Origin of the sequence: Xanthomarina arctica (assembly GCF_014638915.1) — a bacterium.
In the GTDB taxonomy this organism is placed as follows: domain Bacteria; phylum Bacteroidota; class Bacteroidia; order Flavobacteriales; family Flavobacteriaceae; genus Xanthomarina; species Xanthomarina arctica.
On record NZ_BMFQ01000001.1, the window covers coordinates 312,771 to 337,002 of the forward strand.

Consider the following 24,232-nt stretch of genomic DNA (forward strand, 5'->3'; position numbering starts at 1 on the left):
GCTCAAATTTAAACATAGCAAACACCTTATTTGACAAGGGTTTCCAAGACGAAAATAATATTATCTAAAATTTTTTAATAAAAAATTAAAATAAATGGGTAACAAAAAACAAGGTCTGTTTATATAAGTATGAATAACAATTTAAAAAAACACTTTAATTATGAAAACAAGAAATCAATTTCACAGTTTTTCAAAATCTTTAAAAAACGTGAATAAAAACGCTAAAACACTTTTTGGATCCATCTTTATGGCATCCTTAGTTTTAACAAGTTGTACAACTAATGAGGATCCAGATTACTTTATTCCAGCCGAAACCAATGCAACACCACAAGAATTTGCGAATATTAGAAATCAAGCTTTAGAAAACATCACACAGCAATTCCAATTTAATGCAGACGATGGCTTTATTACCCTAACGTCTTCCAATGGTGTGGAAATTTCTATAGATGGAAATTGTTTAACTAAAAATGGAGCTGCTATAACTGGAATGGTAGATTTGGAGTATGTAGAGATTTTTGAAAAAGGCAACATGCTTACTACCAACAAACCAACCATGGGGCTGATGGCTAATGGCGATAAAGCTTTATTATTAACTGGAGGAGAGTTCTTTTTAGAAGCCACACAAGATGGCATTTCTCTAGAAACCAATTGTGCTCTACAATTAAAAGTACCAACAGCTTTAACTGGAGGCACAGATAATACGATGACTCTTTGGTATGGTGATATAGATGAAGACGGAGATCTTACTTGGGAAGAGGTTGAAGGAGACGAGCCTGGACAAGAAAATGGTGTTTTTACACAAGGCACAAATTACTATGTCATGTTTAACCAATTTGGCTGGTCTAATATCGATAGATTCTACAACGATCCAAGACCCAAAACAACTATTACTGTAGCTGTTCCTGCTGGTTATCACAACACAAATAGTACGGTATATTTATCCTATGACGGAGAAGATAGTGGCTTAGCACGACTTGATTCTTACGATCCAATTGCAGGGTTGTTCAGTGAGCATTATGGACAAATTCCTATTGGTTTGGAATGTCATTTAATTTTTGTCACCGAAGAAGATGGAAACTGGAAGTATGCTATAAAGGCTGTGACTATTGCAGAAGACGGAGCAAGTATTTTTAGTTTATCTGAAACTTTAATAGCAACAGAAGCCGAACTAGTACAACAAATTAATTTTTTGCCCTAATTTAACCTAGAGAAGCGATGGTTGTAATGACCATCGCTTTTTGTATTTTAGCCTGAACCAAATATATCTAATCATGAGAATATGTTTTACCGTAATACTTTTTTGCTGTTGTTTACAATGGCTTTCTGCACAAAACACAGTTCCTCAAGATAGTATTAAACGCGTTGCAACTATTACATATGAAGTTGAAGGATCAGCTATTCAGTTTACCCCAGAAGCTCCAACTTTAGAGCAAATTGCTGGTGCTCCAAAAGCCTTCTATTCTTATTATTGGGAATTTGATGATGGCACGTATAGCAAGGAAGAATACCCGAAACACAGCTATCAAACTCCTGGAGATTACGAAGTAAAACTTTGGGCAACCAATCATTACGACACCGGAAAACCACCAAGCTCCAGACCAAAAAAAATTACAGTTACAAAAACTAATAATTCTTCTACTGACGAAGCCTCCATGACAGAAGACTTAAATCTTCAGCGCAATAGAGAACCTATGCCAGAGGAAGATATTGTAGTGGTTATGAGCTATAAAAACTACTTAAATTATAATACCAGTGGAAAATTGTTCTTGTTTTACAACGAACAAAAATTTAAAGCCGATAACTTCATCATAGAAGATATTAGAACCTATCATGAAGAAAAAAAATCGGCAAAAACCGATTTTGTTTATACAAATACAATAGACAATTTTGAAAACACCCTATTAGCTTCAGCTCAAGATGGTTTTTTAAATTTAAAAGCCAAACCACAGGATTCTACCATAAAAACCAATTTGCCATTAACTCTAGAAGAATCCAAAGCTTATTATAGAAATTATGAGCAATTTGAATTCAATAATTTGGAACCTAATGAAGAACGTCATTTGTTTTTCACTTTAAAAACACCTCCAGAAATGCTTAAAGATACCAGCGCGATAATTTCTATTCGCGGTGTCTATGTTCCCGATGTCAATTTCGATAATCATAAAGTAAAAGACATGGAAATGGAGATTGTAACCTCTCACGATCCTAACAACATGTCCAGCAATAGCACATTCTTGAATTATAGATTGGTTCGCTTTAAAACTTTAACCTATAAAATTAAATTTCAGAATAATGGAGAAGGTCCAGCTACAACCATTCGGTTAGAAACAGATATTCCAGAGATGCTAGACAAATCGACCATTGAAGTTACAGACATGTATCCAAAATGTGAAATTTGCCCTAAGGAAGAAGAAGTTCGTTACAGCTGTTTGGATACCACATTTACAGATACTCAGGCCATATTTACTTTTAAAAATATTTATTTACCAGGAAGTGAACAAAAAAATGTGAAAGAATATGATTCTACTAAAGGCTTTGTAAAGTACAATATTAAATTTGCTAAAGATTTTCACAAACAAAAAACTAAAAGTAGAACGGACATTATTTTTGATAAAAATGACCCCATTATCACCAATTACTCCACCACTAGATTTGTGCCAGGTATTTCTATAGGTGCCAAAGTGGGATATAATTCTTATTCCGATTTAAAAAACTCTGAAAGCTACTTTGTTGGTGCTACCCTATCTCCTTATAAATCCTACAGATGGTATTGGCAAGTGGAATTATTGAATAGTTTTCACACCTATGACGACAACGCAAATACTCAAGAAATTATTGTTGATGGAACACAAGGGTTTCGATATCTACAACGTACAACTACCAATAACAGTTACAAAAACGTGGATTGGGAAATTCCAGTTCTTATGCGTTACAACCTCAATAACTACATAGGTATTGGTGCAGGAATACAGGGTATGATTTCTTTAAGCGAAAAGCAAACTCAAGATGTATTAATTGAACAATTTGAAGGGATAAATGACGATTATTTAATAAATAGTGAAACCTATTCTAGTGAAAACACAAATTCTTTCACCAATTTCAGAACAGGTTTGTTATTAGATGTTACAGCTGGATTTGCTAGAATTGGACCAAGTATTGGCGCAAGATATGTCCTGAATTTTAAAGAGGATTATAATTATTTACAATTATATGCTATTTGGAAATTCTAAACCCTCAGAAGTTATCCTGAGTACTTTCTTATGAAAAAAATTCTGCTTTTACTACTTTGCTTTTTAAGTGAATTTACTTTTTCACAGAGTTTGGAAGATGCTATTTATTCAGCCACTGAAAGCTTTATAGCGAATAAAAACATAACATCTTTTGAAACCTTAAAGGAACATGAAACCTTATTTAAAAAACAGGTATCAACCAAAGACGAACAATTGGCCTTTGTATTCTTACTATGCAATAAAGCGTATTTTTTAAACGATTTAAATAAATTCACTCCTGCCATTATAGCCTACGAAGATGCATGGAAACGTTATAGTAACAACCAACTTGCCAGTATTTCAGATTATGACATTATTGAATACTGTTTAAAACCTCTTGGAAATTTATATACCAAAACCAACAACTATACAGATGCTGAAAACACCATCAAACAGTATTTATTTTTAGCGCAAAAAAAGGATAATAATAGGCAATATATTGCAGGTATCATCAACCTTTCTGTGTTATACCAAACTCGTGGCATGCATCCATCTGTTGTGGATTTAATAAGTCAAACCGAGACTGTTTCAAATATTGAAACCACACAAAAAGAGACATTAAAAACGCTTAAAACCTCTAGTTTAATTGCTTTAAACGGGACTACTAATTATCATTTAGATCGGGATGATATGTTGTCAAATCCGAAAGGAGCGTATAACAGATACCAACTAGAATATGAATTGGCATTAAAAAAAGGCGATTATGAAATGGCCTTAAAAAACTTTAATCTTTCAATGCTATTTCAAAATAGAGATTCTCTAACACACAGAGAACTTGCTAAAAACCATCTCAAAAAAGCCCAATTACACTATTTATTAAGGGATTTTGATGTAGCTAATCAAAGTTTACAATTAGCTTTACGTCCTTTAATTCCTGATTTAGAAATAAACATCATTCCTGAAAAATCACATTTATATGCTGAAAATACATTTATAGATATTTTCGACTTAATGGCCAGATTACAAATAAATGAAGAAATAGCTTTAGCTTATTACGATTTGAGTTTTTATGTCTCCGAATTATTAATAGAGAGTCTCACATCACAAGAATCGAAAATCACGAATCAAGCAAGTAATAGAAAACGCAGTGAAAATTGCATTGAATTACTTTTTGAAAAATATCAAAACAATTCAAATCCTGAAACTTTTACACGAGCCTTGCATTATGCAGAAACTTATAAGGCATCTGTTTTAAAAGGGGTCATGGACAAAAAATCTTTATTAGAAAAACATCCAAACGACAGTTTGCTACTAAAAGAACAAGATCTCCTTAAACAACAAGAACAGTTAACAGATATTTTAATCAAGACGCAATTAGGGTATCAAACAAGAACGAACGATAGTTTAAACAAACAACTTTTAGATATTAGCATGGGTTTAAAAACCCTTCAACAGCAAATAGAAATTAAATATCCTAAAGAAAGAACCAATTTTGAAATATCAGATATTCAAAAACAACTTCAATTGGACCAAGCAATTCTTGTGGACTATTTTTATGGACAACATGCTATTTATCAGTTTATAATTTCAGAAAAGAGCACGGATTTTCAAAAGATTGAATTAAACGCTGCTTCCAAAAGCGAGATCACCAATTTTATTCATTTATTCGATAATGCATCCGTAATAAATAACAACATTGATGCGTTTTCAGCACAAGCTTTTAAGATGTATACTTTTTTGAATTTAGATGAAACTTTAACTGCTAAAAACTTGATTATAATACCCGATGGCCTGTTAAATTTTATTCCTTTTGAAGCGCTACTAACAGAAAAAACGCAGAGCATGAACTTTTCTACTATGCCCTTTTTAGTAGTCAAACAGCAGGTGGTTTACAATTCAAATGTGCGTTTTTATTTAGAAAAACCAATGGTATCTATAAATCAAAAAGTATTAGGGGTTTTTCCAGTGTTTAAAAATACAAATCAACCGCTTAGCTATTCTATAGAGGAGGCAAAAGCTTTAAAAGAAGAAACTGGGGCTACTATTTTTATAGATTCCCAAGCTACAAAAAGTCATTTTATTCAATCGGCCTCAAAATACAATGTGTTACATATATCTACACATGCCACAAGTGGGGATTTTAGGAATCCTGCAACTATGGCTTTTTATGATGAGCCCATGCTTTTAAACGAATTTTACAGTTTAAATATCAATCCAAATTTAGTTGTTTTAAGTGCCTGTGAAACGGGAGTTGGAAAGATCCAAAAAGGCGAAGGTGCCATGAGCATTGCTAGAGGTTTTCAATATGCAGGCGCAAAGAACATTTTATTTTCACAATGGCAAATAAATGATGCCTCTACAGCCACCTTAATGACTTATTTTTACAAACAGTATAAAAAAACTGGATCTGCTTCCATAGCTAACAGACTCTCTAAACTAGATTATTTACAAGACAATTCTATTAGTAACATTAAGAAATCGCCATATTATTGGAGTGCTTTTGTTTATTATGGAACATTAAGTCCAGAAAAGGAATCCAACCATGGCATTTATTATTTCTTAGGCATTCTGGCTCTCTTAATTATTGTATTTTTATACTATAGAAAACAGAACAGAATATGAGTGAGATAGCAAGTTTAAATCTTAAAGACTTTCTTTTAGAAAAGGGTTATACCAAGGTTAAATTGAAATTAACTAGAACCAATCATTTTGAAATCAAGGCCAGCATTAATGGCGTCAAAGGACTTTTTATTTTGGATACAGGCGCTTCTAGTTCTTGCGTGGGTTTTGAAGCCATAGAAACGTTTAACCTCAAAGCCAAGGATTCTGAAATTAAGGCTGCTGGCGCCGGAGCAATAGATATGGTCACTCAAATTTCCAATAAGAATACCTTGAAAATAGGAAAGTGGAAAAAAAACAAAGTAGCTCTTATTCTATTTAATTTAACCCACGTAAATACCGCTTTAGTAAGCCATAATGCACAACCAGTTGATGGTATTATTGGTGCAGATATATTAAAAAAATCTAAAGCCATTATAGATTATGAAAAGAAATATCTCTATCTAAAACTCCAGTAAATAAACTTCTTTCATTTAAATATTCATATCTTTATTACTTATTTCTACTAACGAATCCACCCTATGCAAGCTTCCATTATTATAGCAGACGACCATCCATTAATCTTAAGAGGTTTAAACGATTTCTTAATCGAAAAAAAGTATAATGTCTTGGCAAGTGCCGTTAATGGTAAAGAAGCTTTCGATCTTATAGAGAGTCATAAACCAGATATTGCTATTTTAGATATCCAAATGCCTTATTTTACTGGTTTAGAGATTGCAGAGAAATGTAAGGATCTAGACTATCACACAAAAATAATCCTTATAACTTTTGAGAAAGATGAAACTATATATAAACAGGCCAAAAACTTAGGTATTTATGGCTATGTATTAAAAGAATTTGCTCTAGAAGAAATTGAACATTGCATTGATAATGTTATTAGAGACATCCCCTATTTTAGTAGAGAATTACTTTCTTCATTAGAAGTGGAAGAAGCACCAGAAGAGCTTGAAACCTTAACTCCAACGGAAATAGAGGTTATAAAATACATTTCAGATAATAAAACAGCGAAGGAAATTGGAGATCTCATGTTTACATCCTTTCGTACTGTAGAAAAACATAAAAGTAATATCAATAAAAAACTAAACCTTACTCCTACAAAATATAGTTTACTATTTTGGGCCAAAGAAAATAAGAACCATTTAATATGAAATATACGTAGTACTACGTATTGTATGGCATGTTAATTAAGCTGATATTTGTCCTGCTATTAATTAGTTCTTAGGGAGAATTAATGAAAGCTCTAAATAAATCTAATTTATTTGGAGCTTTCTTCGTTTATAGCTATTTCTAAACCAAAAACCAAAGAATAATTTTGTAATCCTCCTGTTTCTCAAATTTAACACCTTTCCTACTAGGCTTTTTTTTAAAACTTCCAAAATCTCAAAAAAGCACTGATTTTAAAGGGTTTATGATATTTTTATTTAGAAGAATACAGAACTAATTTAGAAATTTTATCCAAGTTTTCGTAAAAATACGTAGTACTACGTATTGTTTGGCATGTAGATTATTAAGATATTTACAGTGCTATTAATCAATTACCTTTAAGGGAGTACCGATAAAACTCTGTGTACTAAAAAAGGCACAGGGTTTTATTTCCTCTTAAAATTACTAAAGTCCCAAAAATCTAAAATTTTTAAGTTATGGAAAATGAGTATGATTCTATCAACAAATATTTTGTAATTGGATTAGTTATTGTTGTTGTAACTGTTATTTCAATCAATATTCTTGTTAATTTTTTTTAGTTAGTTATTTTCAAGACAAAAGCGCAATCTAAAAAATAGATTGCGCTTTTTTTATATTCCTATAACAGCTTTTTGTTATAATTCTAAAGCTTTCTTAATATCGTTATTCATTAATAGTTCCGTTGGATTCTCTAGCGCTTCTTTTACAGCTACCAAAAACCCTACAGATTCTTTTCCATCAATAATTCTATGGTCGTAAGATAAAGCAACATACATAATTGGTCTAATTTCTACTTTCCCATCAATAGCTACTGGACGTTCCACAATGTTGTGCATTCCTAAAATAGCACTTTGAGGTGGGTTAATAATTGGTGTAGATAACATGCTTCCAAAAACACCACCATTAGTAATGGTAAAAGTTCCACCTGTCATTTCATCTACAGTAATTTGTCCATCACGCGTACGGATAGCCAAACGTTTTACTTCTGCCTCAACACCTCTAAAAGATAAATTTTCTGCATTTCTAATTACTGGAACCATTAAACCTTTTGGTCCAGAAACCGCAATAGATACATCAACAAAATCGTAAGAAATCATTTCTTTCTCATCTATCATTGAATTAACAGCTGGATACATTTTTAATGCTCTTACAACTGCTAAAGTAAAGAAGGACATGAATCCTAAACCTACATTATGCTTATTCTTAAAAGTTTCTTTATATTCATTACGTAAAGTAAAAATTGGCGACATATCCACCTCGTTGAACGTGGTTAACATTGCCGTTGTATTCTTGGCTTCTACCAAACGTTCTGCTACTTTACGACGTAACATAGACATTTTACTTCTTGAAGAACTTCTTGTTCCACCTGTTGGAGTTCCCATAGAAGGTACTGCTTGTACAGCATCTTCTTTAGTAACACGGCCATCTTTTCCAGTACCAGAAATACCTGAAGCATCCATGCCTTTTTCGGCTAAAATCTTTTTTGCTGCAGGACTAGCAGTTCCTGTTGCGTATGTTTTTGTTTCTGCAACTGGAGCAGGTTTTTCTTCTTTTTTAGGAGCTTCAACCTTTTGTTCTTCTTTCGCTGGAGTTGGAGCAGAATCTCCTTCTGGCTTAGAAGCACTAGTATCTATTAAACAAACAACAGCTCCAACCGCAACAGCATCACCTTCTTCAGCTTTAAGTGTAATGGTTCCACTGGCTTCTGCTGGTAATTCTAATGTAGCTTTATCGCTATCTACCTCAGCAATTGCTTGGTCTTTTTCTACATAATCTCCATCTTGCACTAACCAAGTTGCTATTTCTACTTCTGTAATTGACTCTCCTGGTGAAGGAACTTTCATTTCTAAAATCATAATTATAATTTTATTTGTAATCTATTTGCTTACGTTGTTTTTGTTCTATTTCTTTTTGTCCTTTTGCAATTCTTAATTTAAAGTTATGGACAAATCTTTAAATTGTTTCTTGTATTTGGTTTCTAAATAAAACCCTATCTACCTATATTCTTTATAACATCTCCCTTTATAGGAAGATAATCTATTTTTGTTTCGCCATTAACAGAAATTCTTTCAAAATATATTTTCCCACCAGTAGCAATATTCATGTCCACAGTGTTTTGCAGGCTTAAATGCAAATGTGGCTCCGTTGAATTTCCAGAATTTCCACATTGCGCCAACAAGGTTCCTTGTCTAATAAACTGTCCTTCTCTAACCACAACTGATTGATGTTTTAAATGCGCAAACATGATATATTCTTTATCACTAGTTTCTAAAATAATGGTATTTCCAGTTATTTGTTTGGCATTTTTTTCTCCTGGAATATTATCTTCAATTCCAGTAATTACTTTAACAACCTTAGCGTCACAAGGCGCAATTATCTCTTTTCCAAATGCAAAATAACTTTCATTTATTTTAGGATCACCTTTAAAAGTTGCACCATCTTTCCTAATTAAAAAATCATATGCAAACTGCTGATTCTCGTAATCTATGTGATAATTTTGAGCTTTTTCTATTCCTCCCCAAAATACAAACCATGAGTCATTAAAAGGCAAAATCATTTTAGTTGCATTTCTTTCAATTTCTTTCAGACTTTTAGGCCTATGGTAAGTTACTTTCAGGCCTCCAATTTTATTGTTTTTATCTAAAAAAATCATCAAATCTCTCACTTCCGAAGCAAATGTAACCTTATAAATTTGAGCTTTATCTGTTAATTTATTGAATTCTATATTAGAAATATCTCCTAAGGAATTCTTTAAATCGCCAAAAAATGCATTGGTCTTTAAAGGTGGCATTGCCTTTTTCATGGTGTAATTAAACATATTATATATGGCATTGTAATCTCCTTCATTATAAAAAGTCTCCAATTCTGAAAGTACTTTTTCATAATTTTCTTTTTCTTGTGAAAAAGACACTAAAGATACGAGCAATAATAATATGAATAATCCTTTCTTCATTTAACGCTGGTTGTTTTTAGTTTTATCGAAAACAAAATCTATAACCTCTTTATGACGTTTTTTTGAACGCACAGAGCTACCAGCTGCTGGAGCACCATATGCTCGTCTTGTTGCTGCTCTAAACGTTTTCACTTCGTCTAAATGCATTAGCATATGACTGTAAGCCCCCATGTTTCTTGGTTCTTCTTGAGCCCAAACCACATCGTCAGCATTTTTATATTTTTTTAAGATCGCTCTAATATCTTTTGCAGGTAATGGGAACAATTGCTCTATTCTAACTAAAGCTATATCGTCTCTTCCTAATTTTTCTTGTTCTTCAAGCAAATCGTAATAGAATTTTCCTGTAAGAAAAACCAAGGTTTTAATTTTAGCCACTTTTGCTCTTTCGTCGTCAATTAACATCTTGAATTCGCCATTTGCAAACTCATCAACAGTTGAAACAACTAATGGATGACGCAACAAACTTTTAGGTGTAAATACAATTAGAGGTTTTCTAAATTTTGCTTTTACTTGTCTTCTTAATAAATGAAACATGTTAGCAGGCGTTGTACAATCTGCTACATACATATTGTCCTTTGCACAAAGTTGTAAATAACGCTCCATTCTCCCTGAAGAATGTTCTGCTCCTTGACCTTCGTAACCATGTGGTAAAAGCATTACCAACCCGTTTTGAAGTTTCCATTTATCTTCGGCCGCAGAAATATATTGATCTAACATAATTTGGGCTCCATTACTAAAATCTCCAAATTGTGCTTCCCAAATAGTAAGTGTATTTGGACTAGCCATAGCATAACCGTAATCGAAACCTACAACGCCATATTCAGAGAGTAAGGAGTTATAAATAAAAAAACGTCCCTGCTTATCACTAATATTATTATGAAGAATAATTTCTTCTTCACTATCTTCTACTTTAACAACGGCATGTCTATGAGAAAAAGTTCCTCTTTCAACATCTTGTCCAGAAATTCGAATATCGTATCCTTCTTCTAAAATAGAACCATAAGCTAAATGCTCTGCCATAGACCAATCTAACTTGTTTTCGTCAAACATGTCTTGTCTAGATTCTATTAAACGAGAAATTTTTCGAATAAATTTTTTGTCTTTTGGTAATGATGAAATAACCTTTGTAATTTTAGTCAACCCTTCCGTAGAATAAGTTGTATCTATAGGTTTCATCATTTTATCTTCATCAACAGAAATATAGTTCACCCATTCATTTTGCATAAATGGGGTTATTACTGTTTTATCTTCTTTTCTAGAATCTTCTAATTTTACTTCTAAAGAAGCTTTATAATCTTCTTCTAATTTAGTAACATAGTCACTATCTATAATTCCTTGAGAAATTAGCTTTTCGGCATAAATCTGTCTTGGATTCTCATGCTTAGCAATCGCTTTATATAATTTTGGTTGTGTAAAACGAGGTTCGTCACCTTCATTATGGCCATATTTTCTATACCCTAATAAATCAATAAACACATCGCGTTTAAACTGCATTCTAAAGTCTAATGCAAATAACATGGCGTGTACAACAGCTTCTGCATCGTCTGCATTTACATGCAATACTGGAGAAAGTGTTACTTTTCCAACGTCTGTACAATACGTACTTGAACGTGCATCTAAATAGTTAGTAGTAAAACCTACTTGGTTGTTTACAACAATATGTATGGTTCCATTTGTTTTGTAACCATCTAATTTCGCCATTTGAACAATCTCGTAAACAATACCTTGACCAGCAATAGCGGCATCTCCATGCACTATAATTGGCAAAACTTGAGACGGATTATCCGGATATTTATCGTCTTGCTTGGCTCTAACAATTCCTTCTACTACAGCTCCAACCGTTTCTAAATGCGACGGGTTTGGCGCTATATTTAAATTAATTTTCTTACCTGAATTTGTAATTCGGTCGCTAGTCCAACCTAAGTGATATTTAACGTCACCATCAAAAACTTCTTGTTCGTAATCTTTTCCATCGAACTCACTAAAAATATCTTTAGCAGATTTTCCGAAGATATTAGTTAAGGTACTTAAACGACCACGGTGGGCCATTCCCATAACAAATTCCTTCACATCATATTCTGATGCTTTTTCAATCAAAGCATCTAAAGCGGGGATTAAAGACTCTCCTCCTTCTAAAGAAAAACGTTTCTGTCCAACATATTTTGTATGCAAGAAACTTTCAAAAGAAACAGCTTCGTTTAGTTTTTTAAGAATGTATTTTTTTTGTTCAGCTGAAAAGTTTGGCTGATTATCATTAATATTTAGTTTTTCCTGAATCCATTTTATTTCCTCAGGTTTTCTAATGTACATATATTCTACACCAATAGAACTACAATAGATACTCTCTAAATGATTTATAATTTGTTGTAATGTCTGAGGTCCGGTACCTAATACTTCTCCTGCATTAAAAACGGTCCCTAAGTCCAATTTAGACAACCCAAAGTTTTCTAAATCTAATGTTGGCTCATATTTTCTGCGATCTCTTACAGGGTTTGTCTTTGTAAATAGATGCCCACGTGTTCTGTAACCATCTATAAGCTTTATAACCTGGAATTCTTTAGTAAGGTTTTCAGAAACAAGCTCGCAAGAAACGTCTTCTCTTGGTAGATCTATTTCTCCAGAACTTTCGCTACCAAAATCGAAACCTTGGAAAAAGGCTCTCCAACTTGGTTCTACAGAATCTGGGCTTTGTAAATATTGGTCGTATAATTCAGCAAAATATGCTGTATGTGCGGCGTTTAAGAAAGAAAATTTGTCCATATAAAAGGAAATGCTAAAACGTTTAATCTAAATTTATACAAAAGTACAACTTTTAGTAAAATTAGATATGGTTTTATTATTTTTATACTCTAGTAATTTAAACCAAAATGTAAGTTATGAAAAACAACGCCCCAATTAAATTAAAATCAATACTTCTTGTCTTTTTTATATGTTTGTTTTCGATGCCAATTTTTGCACAGGAACCTTCTAATAACCAAAAGAGTGATTTTTGGAATCATGTACGGTTTGGTGGTGGCATAGGATTGAGCTTTGGAAACGAATTTTTTAGTGGCACACTATCTCCAAGTGCTATCTATCAATTTAACCCACAATTTGCTTTTGGTGTTGCCTTAAGTGGTACTTATAATTCTCAAAAATATTTTTACAAATCTACTATTATTGGAGGAAGCATTCTTGGACTTTACAATCCTATTAGCCAATTACAACTTTCTGCAGAATTTGAAGAAAACTATGTAACCGTAGATTGGGATAACAGAACAGGATTTGACAACGAAAACTATTGGTATCCTTCCTTGTTTATTGGCGCAGGTTACCAGACCAAGAATGTTACGATGGGAATTAGATTTGATGTTCTATACGACAGTGATAAAAGCACTTATGCACAGCCTTGGATGCCTTTTGTACGTATTTACTTTTAATTAAGAAGAAGGAAATTAACTATATTTCTGTTTAAACCAAACTTTTTGCCATTCTCTTTGAAGCAATAAAAAAGTTACTTGTTCAGAAAGCACTAACACGTCACTTCCATCTAATTGTTTTACTTTTTCTTCTGGCACGTCTACTATATAAAGTAGATTTAAATAATCCATGAATTTTTCTTGAATCAATCTAAAAATGGTTTCATGCAACATGAGTTTTAAACTTGAAGGCAAAATGTCTTCATCAAAATCTAAATCGATGTTAGCATATAGAAAGTCTTTATTTAACTGAATTACCAATTTCTTATACAACTCTAGTTGTATTGCCGTATCAAGAATATCTTGTGTTGTTTGTGGTTGATTCATTTATATATTTGAAACTAATTTTAGAAAACAATTAAACGTTTCTGCCCATTAGTTGTTCTCCAAAAGTGATAAGTTCTAATTTATTCTTTTCAGAAATGTCTAATTTCTCTAATACTAAAAAGGCTTTCTTCGTGTAATTTTCAATAGCTTTTTGTGTGGCATCAGCCGAACCGCTAGTAATAAATATTTGTTTGGCGGTATTAATTTTTTCGGAATGATCTGTGGTATTTAAACTATACAAATGTTGTAGCTCCGTTTTCTTATTAGCTTCTGAAAACTCAACAGCTTTTAAATACAGATAGGTTTTTTTATTCTCTATAATGTCGCCACCAACTTGTTTTCCAAACGTATTTGGATCTCCAAACACATCCAAATAATCGTCTTGCAACTGAAATGCAATCCCTAAGTTTTTACCAAATTCGTAAATAACATCTTGATCTTCTTCAGACGCTTCAGCAACAATGGCACCCATTTTCATGGCTGCACCAACTAAAACAGCTGTTTTGCATTCAATCATTTTTAAATATTCTGGAATGCTAACATCGTCTCTGGTTTCAAAATCGACATCAAATTGTTGCCCTTCGCAAACTTCTAATGCCGTTTTACTAAATAATTTTGCCAAGGCTTGGAATATAGAAGCATCGTAATTTTCAAATAATTGGTAGGCCATAATTAACATGGCATCTCCAGAAAGAATTCCGGTATTAAGGTCCCATTTTTCATGAACTGTCTCTTCTCCTCTTCTTAAAGGTGCATCGTCCATAATATCATCATGGACCAAAGAAAAGTTATGAAAAACTTCAATGCTTAAAGCGGCATCCAAGGCTTTTTTATAATCACACTCAAAAATCTCGGCAGTCATTAAAGTTAAAACCGGACGCAAGCGTTTGCCTCCTAATTTTAAAATATAATTTATGGGATTGTACAGAGATTCCGGTTGTCTCTTTATTGTAAACGTGTTTAAATAAGAAACAAATGCTTCCTGATAAAATAGTACTTGTTGCATGGAACAAAAATACTATAATTAAAGGCACTTATGCAATAAGTTTTTGTCAATATTAACAAATGGTTAAAACTTTGGAAACTTTTTTGGTTTTTAAAGTTTCCTATTGTACATTTGCACTCAATTATGAGAGACAAAATTCTAATTAGTGCATCAGACATGTTTTTAAACTACGGGTTTAAAAGCGTAACCATGGACGATATTGCCAATAAAATAGGCATATCTAAAAAAACTATTTATCAACATTTTGATACGAAAACAAAATTAGTTGAAGCGACCACGCTTTACATGTTTGAAATGATTTCTCATGGGATAGACTGTATTTGTGCTTTAAACAAAAACCCGATAGATGAAATTTTTGAAATAAAAATATTCATCATGGAGCATTTAAAAGATGAGAAATCGTCGCCACAACATCAGCTTCAAAAATATTACCCTAAGATTTTCAACAAATTAAAAATGAATCAATTTTGTATCATGCAAGATTGTGTCACTAGTAATTTATCTCGCGGTGTTACTGAAGGCTATTACCTTACATCGATTAACATCGATTTTATTTCAAGACTTTATTTTAGTAGCATGATGAGCCTAAAGGACCCAGAATTGTTTCCACTAAACACTTTTTCTATGCGAGACCTTATGGATAATTATTTAGAATATCATATTCGTGGCATTAGCACAGAAAAAGGTATCGCTAAATTAAACAGCGTTCTTAACCCATAGAAAAATATCAAATAGACGTACTTAAAAACACATGAAACACACTTATATATTACTTGTTAGCATTTTCTTTACTTCTAGCATATTTTCTCAAGAAATACCTAGTCAATTTACCTTAGAAGAAGCCATAGATTATGCTTTAGAAAATAATCGAGCTGCAAAAAATGCCGTTAGAGAAGTTGAAGCTTCCGAGCAACAAAAAAAGGAAACTACGGCTACTGGATTACCTCAAATTGATGGTGCTATCGATTACCAAAATTGGATAAAACAGCAAGTATCTTTACTTCCAGCAGAAATTGCGGGTGGAGATCCTGGCACCTTTGTTCCCGTTTATTTCAGTCCTAAACAAAGCGTTAGTGCCTTTGCTACATTAAACCAACTAATTTTTGACGGTTCTTATATAGTAGGTTTACAATCGGCAAAAGTTTATTTAGAAATTTCAGAAAACTCCAAAACCAAAACAGATTTAGAAGTACGTCAAGCAGTGATTAATGCTTATGGAAATGTTTTGTTAGCTGATGAAAACTTACTTATTGCAAACAAAAACATTGAAGTGCTTGAAAAAAATCTAAATGAAACCACAAAAATATATGAAAACGGTTTAGCTGAAGAAGAAAGTGTTGAGCAGTTACAAATTACCCTTACAGGATTAGAAAACTATTTAAGTAAGATTAGTCGTCTTAAGGATTTATCCTATAAAATGTTCAATATTACCTTAGGTATCGACCTTAATGAGCCAACTATTTTAACAGACAATTTAGAAACTCTAACGCTTCAAAATATTTCATTAGAATTACTAAGTGTTGATGAAAATGTTGAAAACACCATCGATTATCAAATTGCAAAAAACCAAGAATATACTAGAGAACTGTTATTGAAACTAGAAAAGAGCAGTTACTTACCTAGCTTAAATGCTTTTATAAATGCTGGATATAGCGGGTTTGACGATAAATTCACATTCGCAACTAACAATCAAAAATGGTATGGCTCTTCTCTTTTAGGTGTTAGTATGTCTATTCCAATATTTAGTTCTGGCATGAGAAGTGCTTCAACCCAACAAGCTAAAATAGACTTAGAAATAGCTAAAGAAAACTTAACTGAAACTGTACAACAATTAAAATTTCAAATAGCAAATGCAAAAAGCGACTACCAATTTGCCATTGAAGAATACGAAAACAAAAGTATAAACTTAAATCTAGCCGAAAGAATTGAGAAAAAAAATCAAACCAAATTTTTTGAAGGTATTGCTTCTAGTTTCGATTTAAGACAAGCACAAACACAACTTTATTCAGCACAACAGGAGTATTTACAATCCATGTTCGACGTTATTACCAAAAAAGCAGAATTAGAAACCATATTAAATACAGTAAACTACTAAGTCATTAATCATATATACCCATGAAAAATATAAAAACCCTCATAATCCTTGCTCTTATTATAACGTCTTGTGGCGATAAAAAAGCGAATTCTTTTGAAGATGTTATTACATCAGACAATTTGACTTTATTAAAAGAAAAACGCAATGAGATTGACACGGAACAACAAGGTTTAAGTGATCAGATAAAATTGTTAAATGAAAAAATATCGCAATTAGATACGATTAGAAAAATTCCATTAATTACAACCTTCCAAGTACACGAGGAAGTCTTTAATCACCTTTTAGAAATTCAAGGAAATGTAACAACCAAAGATCTTTTAATTATTACTCCGGAATACAATGGTATTTTAACTAACGTTTATGTAAAAGAGGGTCAGAAAGTATCTAAGGGACAACTATTAGCTAAAATTGACGATGGCGGTTTAGGACAACAATTGGCTCAATTAGAAATACAAACCAATCTTGCTAAAACTACCTTTGAACGTCAAAAACGTTTATGGGATCAAAACATAGGAAGTGAAATACAATACTTACAAGCAAAATCTACTTACGAATCTCAAGATAAAGCCGTAAGCCAATTGAAGCAACAAATTTCTAAAACGAGTGTTACAGCACCTTTCTCAGGAACTATAGACGATGTTATTACGCAGCAAGGAAGCGTTGTATCTGCAGGGCAAACTCCTATCTTACGAATTGTAAACCTAGACAACATGTATATTGAAACAGATGTACCAGAAAGCTACGTAAGCGATGTTGTTAGAGGTAAAAATGTGACTGTAGAATTTCCTGTCTTAGGAAAAACCATTGAAACTACTATTCGTCAAGCTGGTGATGTTATAAATCCTGCAAACAGAACTTTTAAAATTGAAGTAAGTGTTCCAAACGAAGACAAAAGCATCAAACCAAACTTAACATCACGTCTTAAAATTAACGATTATACAAACGAAAACGCTTTACTAATTCCACAAAGCATTATTTCAGAAAATGCAGAAGGCGAACAATACATTTATGTCATCACAAATAAAAATGCTAAAGGTGAAGGTGATGCCACTCGTGTTATTATAAAAACTGGAAGAACACAAGGAGATGTTATTGAAGTCCTTGAAGGTATTGAAGATGGTGCTGAAATTGTAAAAGAAGGTGCTAGAAGTGTAAAAGATGGGCAAACAGTTAAAGTAATTGATTTACCAAACGATAAAACTAACAGCACTAACGAATAAGACTAATGACTAAAAAGAAAAAACAAGTCGATAAAGAATTTGGTTTATCAACATGGGCAATCAACAACAAGACCACCATGTATGTGCTTATTCTGGTCATATTTTATTTAGGTGTTTCTGCCTTTTTCGATATGCCTCGGGAAAACTTCCCAGAAGTAAATGAAACTAAGATATATGTAAGTTCTATTTATCCAGGAAATACTGCTGAAGATGTTGAAAAACTGATTACAGATCCCTTGGAGGACGAACTAAAAACGGTAAGTAGTGTTGTTGAAATAACTTCAACATCACAAGAAGATTTCTCCATGATTATTGTGGAATTCGATGAACATCTTACAGTTGAACAAGCCAAACAAAAAGTTAAAGACGAAATTGACACCATTACAGCTGGAGAAGATTGGCCAATGTCTAATGGAGCTAAGGTAAAACCAGATGTTTTCGAACTGAGCCTTTCAGAAGAAATGCCAATTCTTAACATTAATATTTCTGGGGATTATCCTATTGAAAAATTAAAAGAATATGGCGAATATCTTCAAGATGAGATTGAAGATTTAATGGAAATTAAAAAAGTAGATATTCGTGGGGCTCAAGACAAAGAAGTTGAAGTTGCTGTAGATATCTACAAAATGATGGCTGCCGATGTCACCTTTTCTGATATTATTGGAGCCATTAACAACGGAAACGTTACCATGTCTGCCGGAAATTTAAAAACTAGTGGTCAAAGAAGAACCATTAGGATTTTAGGTGAAATTGATAACCCTAGCCAACTTAAAAACTTTGTTGTAAAAGCAGATGAAGGTCATGCTATCTATTTAAAAGACGTAGCAACAGTTACGTTTCACGAAGAAGACAAAACCACTTTTGCCAGAGAATTTGGCGAACCTGTAGTTATGTTGGACGTGAAAAAACGCGCCGGGAAAAACATGGTTGCTGCTGCCGAGCAAATTCAGGTTATAGTTCAAGATGCTATAGACAATGTCTTTCCTCCAGATTTAAAAGTAACTATTGCAAACGATCAATCTCCTGTAACCATTGGACAAGTAGACGATTTAGTAAACAACATTATTTTTGGAGTTATCCTTGTTGTTACCGTTTTAATGTTCTTTCTAGGATTTAAGAATGCCATATTTGTTGGTTTTGCTATCCCAATGTCCATGTTTATGTCGCTTATGATATTAAATCTATTAGGACAAAGTTTAAACACCATGGTTCTTTTTGGATTAATTATGGGTCTTGGAATGCTAGTGGATAACGGAATTGTAGTGGTAGAAAATGTCTATCGACTCATGGATGAAGAAGGCATGAGCAGGATTGAAGCTGCCAAAAAAGGTATTAGTGAAATTGCTTTTCCTATTATTATTTCTACAGCAACAACGGTCGCAGCCTTTATCCCTTTAGGTTTATGGCCAGGAATTATGGGTGAATTTATGATGATTTTACCTATTACACTTTCAGTAGTTTTAGGCTCATCTTTATTTGTTGCCATTTTCTTTAACTCGGTTTTAGTCTCTCAATTTATGAGTATTGAAGATAAAGACATGCCTATAAAAGAAATAATTAGAACCACTTTAATCATGGCGGTAATTGGTCTTTTAATACTCCTTTTTGGTGGTGAATATCGCGCTCTTGGGTCTCTAATGATTTTTACAGCCATCATGCTTTGGGTGTATCGATTATTTTTACGTAAATGGGCTAATAGCTTCCAAACTAAAACACTGGTTAGGTTAGAACAATGGTATGAGCGTCAATTACGTTGGGCTTTATCTGGATGGAAACCATATATCTTAAGTGGATTAACAACACTCCTGTTTTTCTTGGCCATTGCTGCTTTTGTATATTCTTTAATGATTCAACGAACCAAAGTGGAATTTTTTCCAGACAATAAACCCAACCAGATTATTGTGTATATAGAATATCCACAAGGAACAGCTATTGAAAAAACCAATGGGATTACTCTTGAAATTGAAAAGATTGTTTCCAAAGTAATCAACAATGACCAGTACAAAGATGGAGACTATAATTTCATGGTTGAAAGTGCTGTATCTCAAGTAGGTGAAGGAGCTGGGAATCCACAAACAGATAGTGGATCTTCTGCCGAAATGCCTCACAAAGCCAAGATTACAGCTTCCATGCGTGAATATAAATTTCGTCGTGGAGAAGACAGTGAACTATTGCGTCAAAAAGTACAAAAAGCATTAGTTGGTATTTTTCCAGGAGTTTTAATTTCTGTTGAAAAAGATGCTAATGGTCCACCGGCAGGGTCGCCAATCAATATTGAAATTGAAGGAGACGATTATGACGAGCTGATTAATACAGCCGAAAACATGCGTGAATTTATCAATAACAAAAACATTCCAGGTATTGATGAACTTAAAATAGATGTTAATAAGGATAAACCTACTATGAAAGTAGTGGTAGACAGAGAAAAAGCTGGAGAATTAGGTATTAGTGCGTCTCAAATAGGACAGCAATTACGTAACTCTATTTTTGGTTCTAAAGCTGGTATTTATAAAGAAGACGGTGACGATTTCGATATCTATGTGCGTTTTAATGAAGACAATCGTTATAACACTAGTGCACTTTTTAATCAAAATATCACGTTTAGAGACAACTCTGGAAAGATAAAAAGCATTCCTGTTTCCGCAGTTACAAAACACGAAAACAACTCTGGGTTTAGTGCTATTAAACATAAAGCTACCAAACGTGTGGTTACGGTTTATTCAGCCTTATCACCTGGTTTTACAGATGCAGGAGCCATTGTAGCCCAGGTTCAAAAAGAAATGAAAAACTACGAAGGTTTACAAGACAATATTAAAATTGATTACACTGGTCAGATTGAAGAACAAAACAAACAAATGACTTTTTTAATGGGTGCCTTTTTTACAGGTCTCGGATTGATATTTTTCATCTTAATATTTCAGTTTAACTCCATTTCAAAACCGGCCATTATTATGTTTGCCATATTCTTAAGTTTTATTGGGGTTTTTGGAGGGATTGTTCTCTCAGGAAGTGCCTTTGTAATTATGATGACCATGGTTGGTATAATTTCACTAGCAGGAATTGTAGTAAATAATGGGGTGGTACTTCTGGATTATGCACAACTATTAATAGACAGGAAAAAACAAGATTTAGATCTAGACGACCATGACTATTTAGAAAAAGAAGATTTATTTGAAAGCATTGTAAGAGCTGGAAAAGCACGTTTACGACCAGTATTATTAACAGCTATTACTACTATTTTAGGATTAATTCCTTTAGCCATTGGTTTAAACATTAATTTCTTTACACTTTTTAAAGAATTCGATGCTAATATTTATATGGGTGGAGACAATGTTGTTTTCTGGGGACCTTTAGCATGGACCGTTATTTACGGTCTATTTATCGCAACTTTCTTAACACTAATAGTAGTTCCTGTATTGTTCTATTTATCTGTGCAATTAAAAATGTGGATTCGCACAAAAAGAACGACTACAGACCTTAACTAATTACCTTTCTTTTTATTCTCTAATAAAAGGAATGATTAATAGCGGAAAAGCCTCGACAATTGTTGAGGCTTTTTATTTGATGATCATTTACCTTCCTTAAATTTGTAGCCCATTAAAACATTTGTTATATTTGATATTACAAATTATTATTTATGATTCAAGAAATTATCACATATAAGAATATTCTAGAATCCTTAGCAGATTTAATTAATAAATCAGCTTTAAAAAAGAGTTTTATTATTGAAGCTTCTGGAATTCCTTCACCTACATTTTACAGAAAATTAAAATCACTTACTTTTACTGCAGATGAAACACTTAAAATTGTAAGAATTTTAAATCCTGAAGAATCATACTTACAAGAATTGAAAGAAAGTATTAATCGTGGTAAATCCGATTACAACAACCATAGAACACACAGTAGAGAAGACATTTTAAAAGAAATAAATACGCTATTAGAATAGTGGTTTTTGATAATTATTCCAGAACGAAAGCAAAATTAATTCATCGTTTTTAACCTCATAATAAAGATAAACTTGTGGTACAATTAAAAATTTATAGGCTTTCCATGTAGCATCATAACTTCCTAATTTTGGATTTTGAAGTAATAAATCTATCGCTTCTAAAGAGGTATCCATAAAAAATTGAATTTCCTTGTTGGTCCACTGAGTTTTAAGATACTTAATATTACTTAAATAAGTCTCTTTTGCTTCCGTTGTCCAAACTTCCTTCATTTTCGAATCACTCTAATGTTATTGATTGTAAATCTACATATTTTAATTAATCATTTTCATTTCATAATCAGTTAACTTCCTTAAATTTGCATCCTCATGCACCGAAGCTTTAGCGTAGGTGTACAAATTTTAAATTTATGTATAGAAGTCATACTTGTGGTGAATTAAGAGCATCACATATCAATAATGAAGTAACACTTTCTGGTTGGGTACAAAAGTCTCGTGATAAAGGTTTTATTGTTTGGATAGATTTACGCGATCGTTACGGCATCACGCAATTGGTTTTTGATGAAGAACGTACGCCTAAAGCTATGATAGATCAAGCACAAAATCTAGGTCGTGAATTTGTAATTCAGGTTACTGGAACTGTTATTGAACGTGCTTCTAAAAATCCAAATATGGCAACTGGTGATGTTGAAATTTTGGTTACTGAGCTGACTGTTTTAAATGAATCTTTATTACCTCCATTTACTATTGAAGACAAAACAGATGGCGGTGAAGATATTAGAATGAAATATCGCTATTTAGATATTAGAAGAAATCCGGTTAAAAACAACTTGGTTTTTCGTCATAAAGTAACGCAGGAAGTTAGAAATTATCTTTCAAAAGAAGGTTTTATTGAAGTTGAAACGCCATATTTAATTAAATCTACTCCAGAAGGCGCTAGAGATTTTGTTGTTCCTAGCAGAATGAACGAAGGACAATTTTACGCCCTTCCACAGAGCCCACAAACCTTCAAACAACTCTTGATGATTGGAGGCATGGATAAATATTTCCAAATAGTAAAATGTTTTAGAGACGAAGATTTACGTGCAGATAGACAGCCAGAATTTACGCAAATTGACTGCGAAATGGCTTTTGTGGAACAAGAAGATATTTTAAATGCTTTTGAAGGACTTACTCGTCATTTATTAAAAGAAGTGAATGGCGTTGAAATAAACGAATTTCCAAGAATGTTGTATGATGATGCCATGCGTTTATACGGAAATGACAAACCAGACATTCGTTTTGGAATGGAATTTGGCGAATTGAATGAGGTTGCACAACACAAAGATTTTGAGGTATTCAATGCCGCAGAACTGGTTGTTGGAATCGCTGTTCCGGGAGGAAATAGCTATACCAGAAAAGAAATAGACCAATTAATTGATTGGGTAAAACGTCCTCAAGTTGGTGCTTTAGGAATGATTTATTCACGTTGTAATGATGATGGAACATACAAATCGTCTGTAGATAAGTTTTACGATCAAGATGATTTAGCCAAATGGGCTGAAAAAACGGGTGCTAAAGCTGGCGATTTAATTTGCGTGCTTTCTGGAGATAAAAATAAAGTAAGAGCACAATTGAGTGCTTTGCGTATGGAATTAGCAGAACGTTTAGGCCTACGTAAACCAAATGAATTTGCTCCACTTTGGGTTATGGATTTCCCTCTTTTAGAATGGGATGAAGACACCGAACGTTATCATGCCATGCATCATCCATTTACGTCACCTAAACCTGGACAATTAGAATTACTAGCTACAAATCCTGGAGAAGTAAAAGCCAATGCTTACGATTTGGTTATGAATGGAAACGAAATTGGTGGTGGTTCTATAAGAATTCACGATAAAAAAACGCAGGCCTTAATGTTCGATTACTTAGGCTTTACAAAAGAAGAAGCTCAAGCACAATTTGGATTTTTAATGAATGCTTTCGAATATGGAGCGCCTCCACATGGTGGTTTGGCTTTCGGTTTAGATAGATTGGTTGCTATTCTTGGTGGACAAGAGACCATTAGAGATTTTATAGCATTCCCAAAGAATAATTCAGGACGTGATGTCATGATAGATGCTCCGGCTCCAATTGACGATAAACAATTGGCGGAACTTAGTTTAAAGCTCCATTTAAAATCATAAATATTAAATCCTGCAATTGCAGGATTTTTTAGTAGTTTTAATTTATGAGAAAGAA

General features: G+C 32.9%; 18 protein-coding genes. 12 read left to right on the forward strand and 6 right to left on the reverse strand.

Annotated features, from left to right (window positions below):
- The first annotated feature begins 160 nt into the window (after positions 1–160).
- The 5 genes from IEV77_RS01380 (at position 161) to IEV77_RS01400 (ending at position 6,976) form a co-directional block, all read left to right on the forward strand.
- Positions 161–1,198, forward strand: a complete 1,038-nt coding sequence (locus tag IEV77_RS01380) for a hypothetical protein (protein WP_188461110.1) — start codon at positions 161–163, stop codon at positions 1,196–1,198.
- Positions 1,199–1,271: 73 nt separating this feature from the next.
- Positions 1,272–3,230 carry a PKD domain-containing protein gene (locus tag IEV77_RS01385; protein ID WP_188461111.1) on the forward strand — a complete coding sequence of 653 codons (1,959 nt, stop codon included), beginning with the start codon at positions 1,272–1,274 and terminating at the stop codon, positions 3,228–3,230.
- A gap of 30 nt (positions 3,231–3,260) precedes the next feature.
- Complete coding sequence (locus IEV77_RS01390; protein ID WP_188461112.1) at positions 3,261–5,831, forward strand: CHAT domain-containing protein; 2,571 nt, start codon at positions 3,261–3,263, stop codon at positions 5,829–5,831.
- Positions 5,828–6,286, forward strand: a complete 459-nt coding sequence (locus IEV77_RS01395; RefSeq protein WP_188461113.1) for a retropepsin-like aspartic protease family protein — start codon at positions 5,828–5,830, stop codon at positions 6,284–6,286. The genes IEV77_RS01390 and IEV77_RS01395 overlap by 4 nt, the downstream gene beginning before the upstream one ends.
- Positions 6,287–6,349: 63 nt before the next feature.
- Positions 6,350–6,976, forward strand: a complete 627-nt coding sequence (locus IEV77_RS01400; protein WP_188461114.1) for a response regulator transcription factor — start codon at positions 6,350–6,352, stop codon at positions 6,974–6,976.
- Between the two features lie 669 nt (positions 6,977–7,645).
- Here the strand turns inward: IEV77_RS01400 and odhB are convergent.
- The 3 genes from odhB to IEV77_RS01415 form a co-directional block, all read right to left on the reverse strand.
- The gene (odhB, locus tag IEV77_RS01405; RefSeq protein WP_188461116.1) at positions 7,646–8,866 is read right to left on the reverse strand and encodes a 2-oxoglutarate dehydrogenase complex dihydrolipoyllysine-residue succinyltransferase; all 1,221 of its coding nucleotides are present in this window, start codon (positions 8,864–8,866) and stop codon (positions 7,646–7,648) included.
- Between the two features lie 134 nt (positions 8,867–9,000).
- Positions 9,001–9,963, reverse strand: a complete 963-nt coding sequence (locus tag IEV77_RS01410) for a DUF3887 domain-containing protein (protein WP_188461118.1) — start codon at positions 9,961–9,963, stop codon at positions 9,001–9,003.
- Positions 9,964–12,723 carry a 2-oxoglutarate dehydrogenase E1 component gene (locus IEV77_RS01415; protein WP_188461120.1) on the reverse strand — a complete coding sequence of 920 codons (2,760 nt, stop codon included), beginning with the start codon at positions 12,721–12,723 and terminating at the stop codon, positions 9,964–9,966. It abuts the gene before it with no gap.
- A 116-nt stretch (positions 12,724–12,839) separates the two neighbouring features.
- On the opposite strand from IEV77_RS01415, the gene IEV77_RS01420 reads away from it, so the two are divergent.
- The gene (locus IEV77_RS01420; RefSeq protein WP_188461122.1) at positions 12,840–13,382 is read left to right on the forward strand and encodes an alpha-ketoglutarate decarboxylase; all 543 of its coding nucleotides are present in this window, start codon (positions 12,840–12,842) and stop codon (positions 13,380–13,382) included.
- A 15-nt stretch (positions 13,383–13,397) separates the two neighbouring features.
- On the opposite strand, the gene IEV77_RS01425 is transcribed toward IEV77_RS01420, so the two are convergent.
- Positions 13,398–13,748 carry a hypothetical protein gene (locus tag IEV77_RS01425; RefSeq protein WP_188461124.1) on the reverse strand — a complete coding sequence of 117 codons (351 nt, stop codon included), beginning with the start codon at positions 13,746–13,748 and terminating at the stop codon, positions 13,398–13,400.
- A 31-nt stretch (positions 13,749–13,779) separates the two neighbouring features.
- On the reverse strand, positions 13,780–14,754 hold the full coding sequence (locus IEV77_RS01430; protein ID WP_188461126.1) for a polyprenyl synthetase family protein: 975 nt from the start codon (positions 14,752–14,754) through the stop codon (positions 13,780–13,782).
- A 123-nt stretch (positions 14,755–14,877) separates the two neighbouring features.
- On the opposite strand from IEV77_RS01430, the gene IEV77_RS01435 reads away from it, so the two are divergent.
- The 5 genes from IEV77_RS01435 (at position 14,878) to IEV77_RS01455 (ending at position 22,015) form a co-directional block, all read left to right on the forward strand.
- Positions 14,878–15,474, forward strand: a complete 597-nt coding sequence (locus tag IEV77_RS01435; RefSeq protein WP_188461128.1) for a TetR/AcrR family transcriptional regulator — start codon at positions 14,878–14,880, stop codon at positions 15,472–15,474.
- 31 nt (positions 15,475–15,505) lie between these two features.
- The gene (locus IEV77_RS01440; protein WP_188461129.1) at positions 15,506–16,849 is read left to right on the forward strand and encodes a TolC family protein; all 1,344 of its coding nucleotides are present in this window, start codon (positions 15,506–15,508) and stop codon (positions 16,847–16,849) included.
- A gap of 20 nt (positions 16,850–16,869) precedes the next feature.
- Positions 16,870–18,069, forward strand: a complete 1,200-nt coding sequence (locus IEV77_RS01445) for an efflux RND transporter periplasmic adaptor subunit (protein ID WP_188461131.1) — start codon at positions 16,870–16,872, stop codon at positions 18,067–18,069.
- A gap of 5 nt (positions 18,070–18,074) precedes the next feature.
- Positions 18,075–21,554: an efflux RND transporter permease subunit gene (locus IEV77_RS01450; RefSeq protein WP_188461133.1), complete on the forward strand. Its 3,480-nt coding sequence runs from the start codon at positions 18,075–18,077 to the stop codon at positions 21,552–21,554.
- 152 nt (positions 21,555–21,706) lie between these two features.
- Entirely contained in the window at positions 21,707–22,015 is a 309-nt protein-coding gene (locus IEV77_RS01455) for a hypothetical protein (RefSeq protein ID WP_188461135.1), read from the forward strand.
- On the opposite strand, the gene IEV77_RS01460 is transcribed toward IEV77_RS01455, so the two are convergent.
- Positions 22,007–22,285, reverse strand: a complete 279-nt coding sequence (locus tag IEV77_RS01460; protein WP_188461137.1) for a hypothetical protein — start codon at positions 22,283–22,285, stop codon at positions 22,007–22,009. The two genes, IEV77_RS01455 and IEV77_RS01460, sit on opposite strands and share 9 nt — an antisense overlap.
- A gap of 137 nt (positions 22,286–22,422) precedes the next feature.
- Here IEV77_RS01460 and aspS point away from each other — a divergent pair, with 137 nt between their 5' ends.
- Positions 22,423–24,177 (forward strand): aspartate--tRNA ligase, encoded by a 1,755-nt coding sequence (gene aspS, locus IEV77_RS01465; protein WP_188461138.1) that lies wholly within the window; start codon positions 22,423–22,425, stop codon positions 24,175–24,177.
- Positions 24,178–24,232: the final 55 nt, after the last annotated feature.

Bases quoted from the DNA above. Each gene is read 5' to 3' on its own strand.
- IEV77_RS01390 (WP_188461112.1), top strand. From the start codon at position 3,261: ATGAAAAAAATTCTGCTTTTACTACTTTGCTTTTTAAGTGAATTTACT.
- IEV77_RS01450 (WP_188461133.1), top strand. From the start codon at position 18,075: ATGACTAAAAAGAAAAAACAAGTCGATAAAGAATTTGGTTTATCAACA.
- IEV77_RS01460 (WP_188461137.1), bottom strand. From the start codon at position 22,285: ATGAAGGAAGTTTGGACAACGGAAGCAAAAGAGACTTATTTAAGTAAT.
- IEV77_RS01455 (WP_188461135.1), top strand. From the start codon at position 21,707: ATGATTCAAGAAATTATCACATATAAGAATATTCTAGAATCCTTAGCA.
- IEV77_RS01410 (WP_188461118.1), bottom strand. From the start codon at position 9,963: ATGAAGAAAGGATTATTCATATTATTATTGCTCGTATCTTTAGTGTCT.
- IEV77_RS01415 (WP_188461120.1), bottom strand. From the start codon at position 12,723: ATGGACAAATTTTCTTTCTTAAACGCCGCACATACAGCATATTTTGCT.
- odhB (WP_188461116.1), bottom strand. From the start codon at position 8,866: ATGATTTTAGAAATGAAAGTTCCTTCACCAGGAGAGTCAATTACAGAA.
- IEV77_RS01420 (WP_188461122.1), top strand. From the start codon at position 12,840: ATGAAAAACAACGCCCCAATTAAATTAAAATCAATACTTCTTGTCTTT.
- IEV77_RS01385 (WP_188461111.1), top strand. From the start codon at position 1,272: ATGAGAATATGTTTTACCGTAATACTTTTTTGCTGTTGTTTACAATGG.
- IEV77_RS01435 (WP_188461128.1), top strand. From the start codon at position 14,878: ATGAGAGACAAAATTCTAATTAGTGCATCAGACATGTTTTTAAACTAC.
- IEV77_RS01430 (WP_188461126.1), bottom strand. From the start codon at position 14,754: ATGCAACAAGTACTATTTTATCAGGAAGCATTTGTTTCTTATTTAAAC.
- IEV77_RS01395 (WP_188461113.1), top strand. From the start codon at position 5,828: ATGAGTGAGATAGCAAGTTTAAATCTTAAAGACTTTCTTTTAGAAAAG.
- aspS (WP_188461138.1), top strand. From the start codon at position 22,423: ATGTATAGAAGTCATACTTGTGGTGAATTAAGAGCATCACATATCAAT.
- IEV77_RS01400 (WP_188461114.1), top strand. From the start codon at position 6,350: ATGCAAGCTTCCATTATTATAGCAGACGACCATCCATTAATCTTAAGA.
- IEV77_RS01425 (WP_188461124.1), bottom strand. From the start codon at position 13,748: ATGAATCAACCACAAACAACACAAGATATTCTTGATACGGCAATACAA.
- IEV77_RS01380 (WP_188461110.1), top strand. From the start codon at position 161: ATGAAAACAAGAAATCAATTTCACAGTTTTTCAAAATCTTTAAAAAAC.
- IEV77_RS01445 (WP_188461131.1), top strand. From the start codon at position 16,870: ATGAAAAATATAAAAACCCTCATAATCCTTGCTCTTATTATAACGTCT.
- IEV77_RS01440 (WP_188461129.1), top strand. From the start codon at position 15,506: ATGAAACACACTTATATATTACTTGTTAGCATTTTCTTTACTTCTAGC.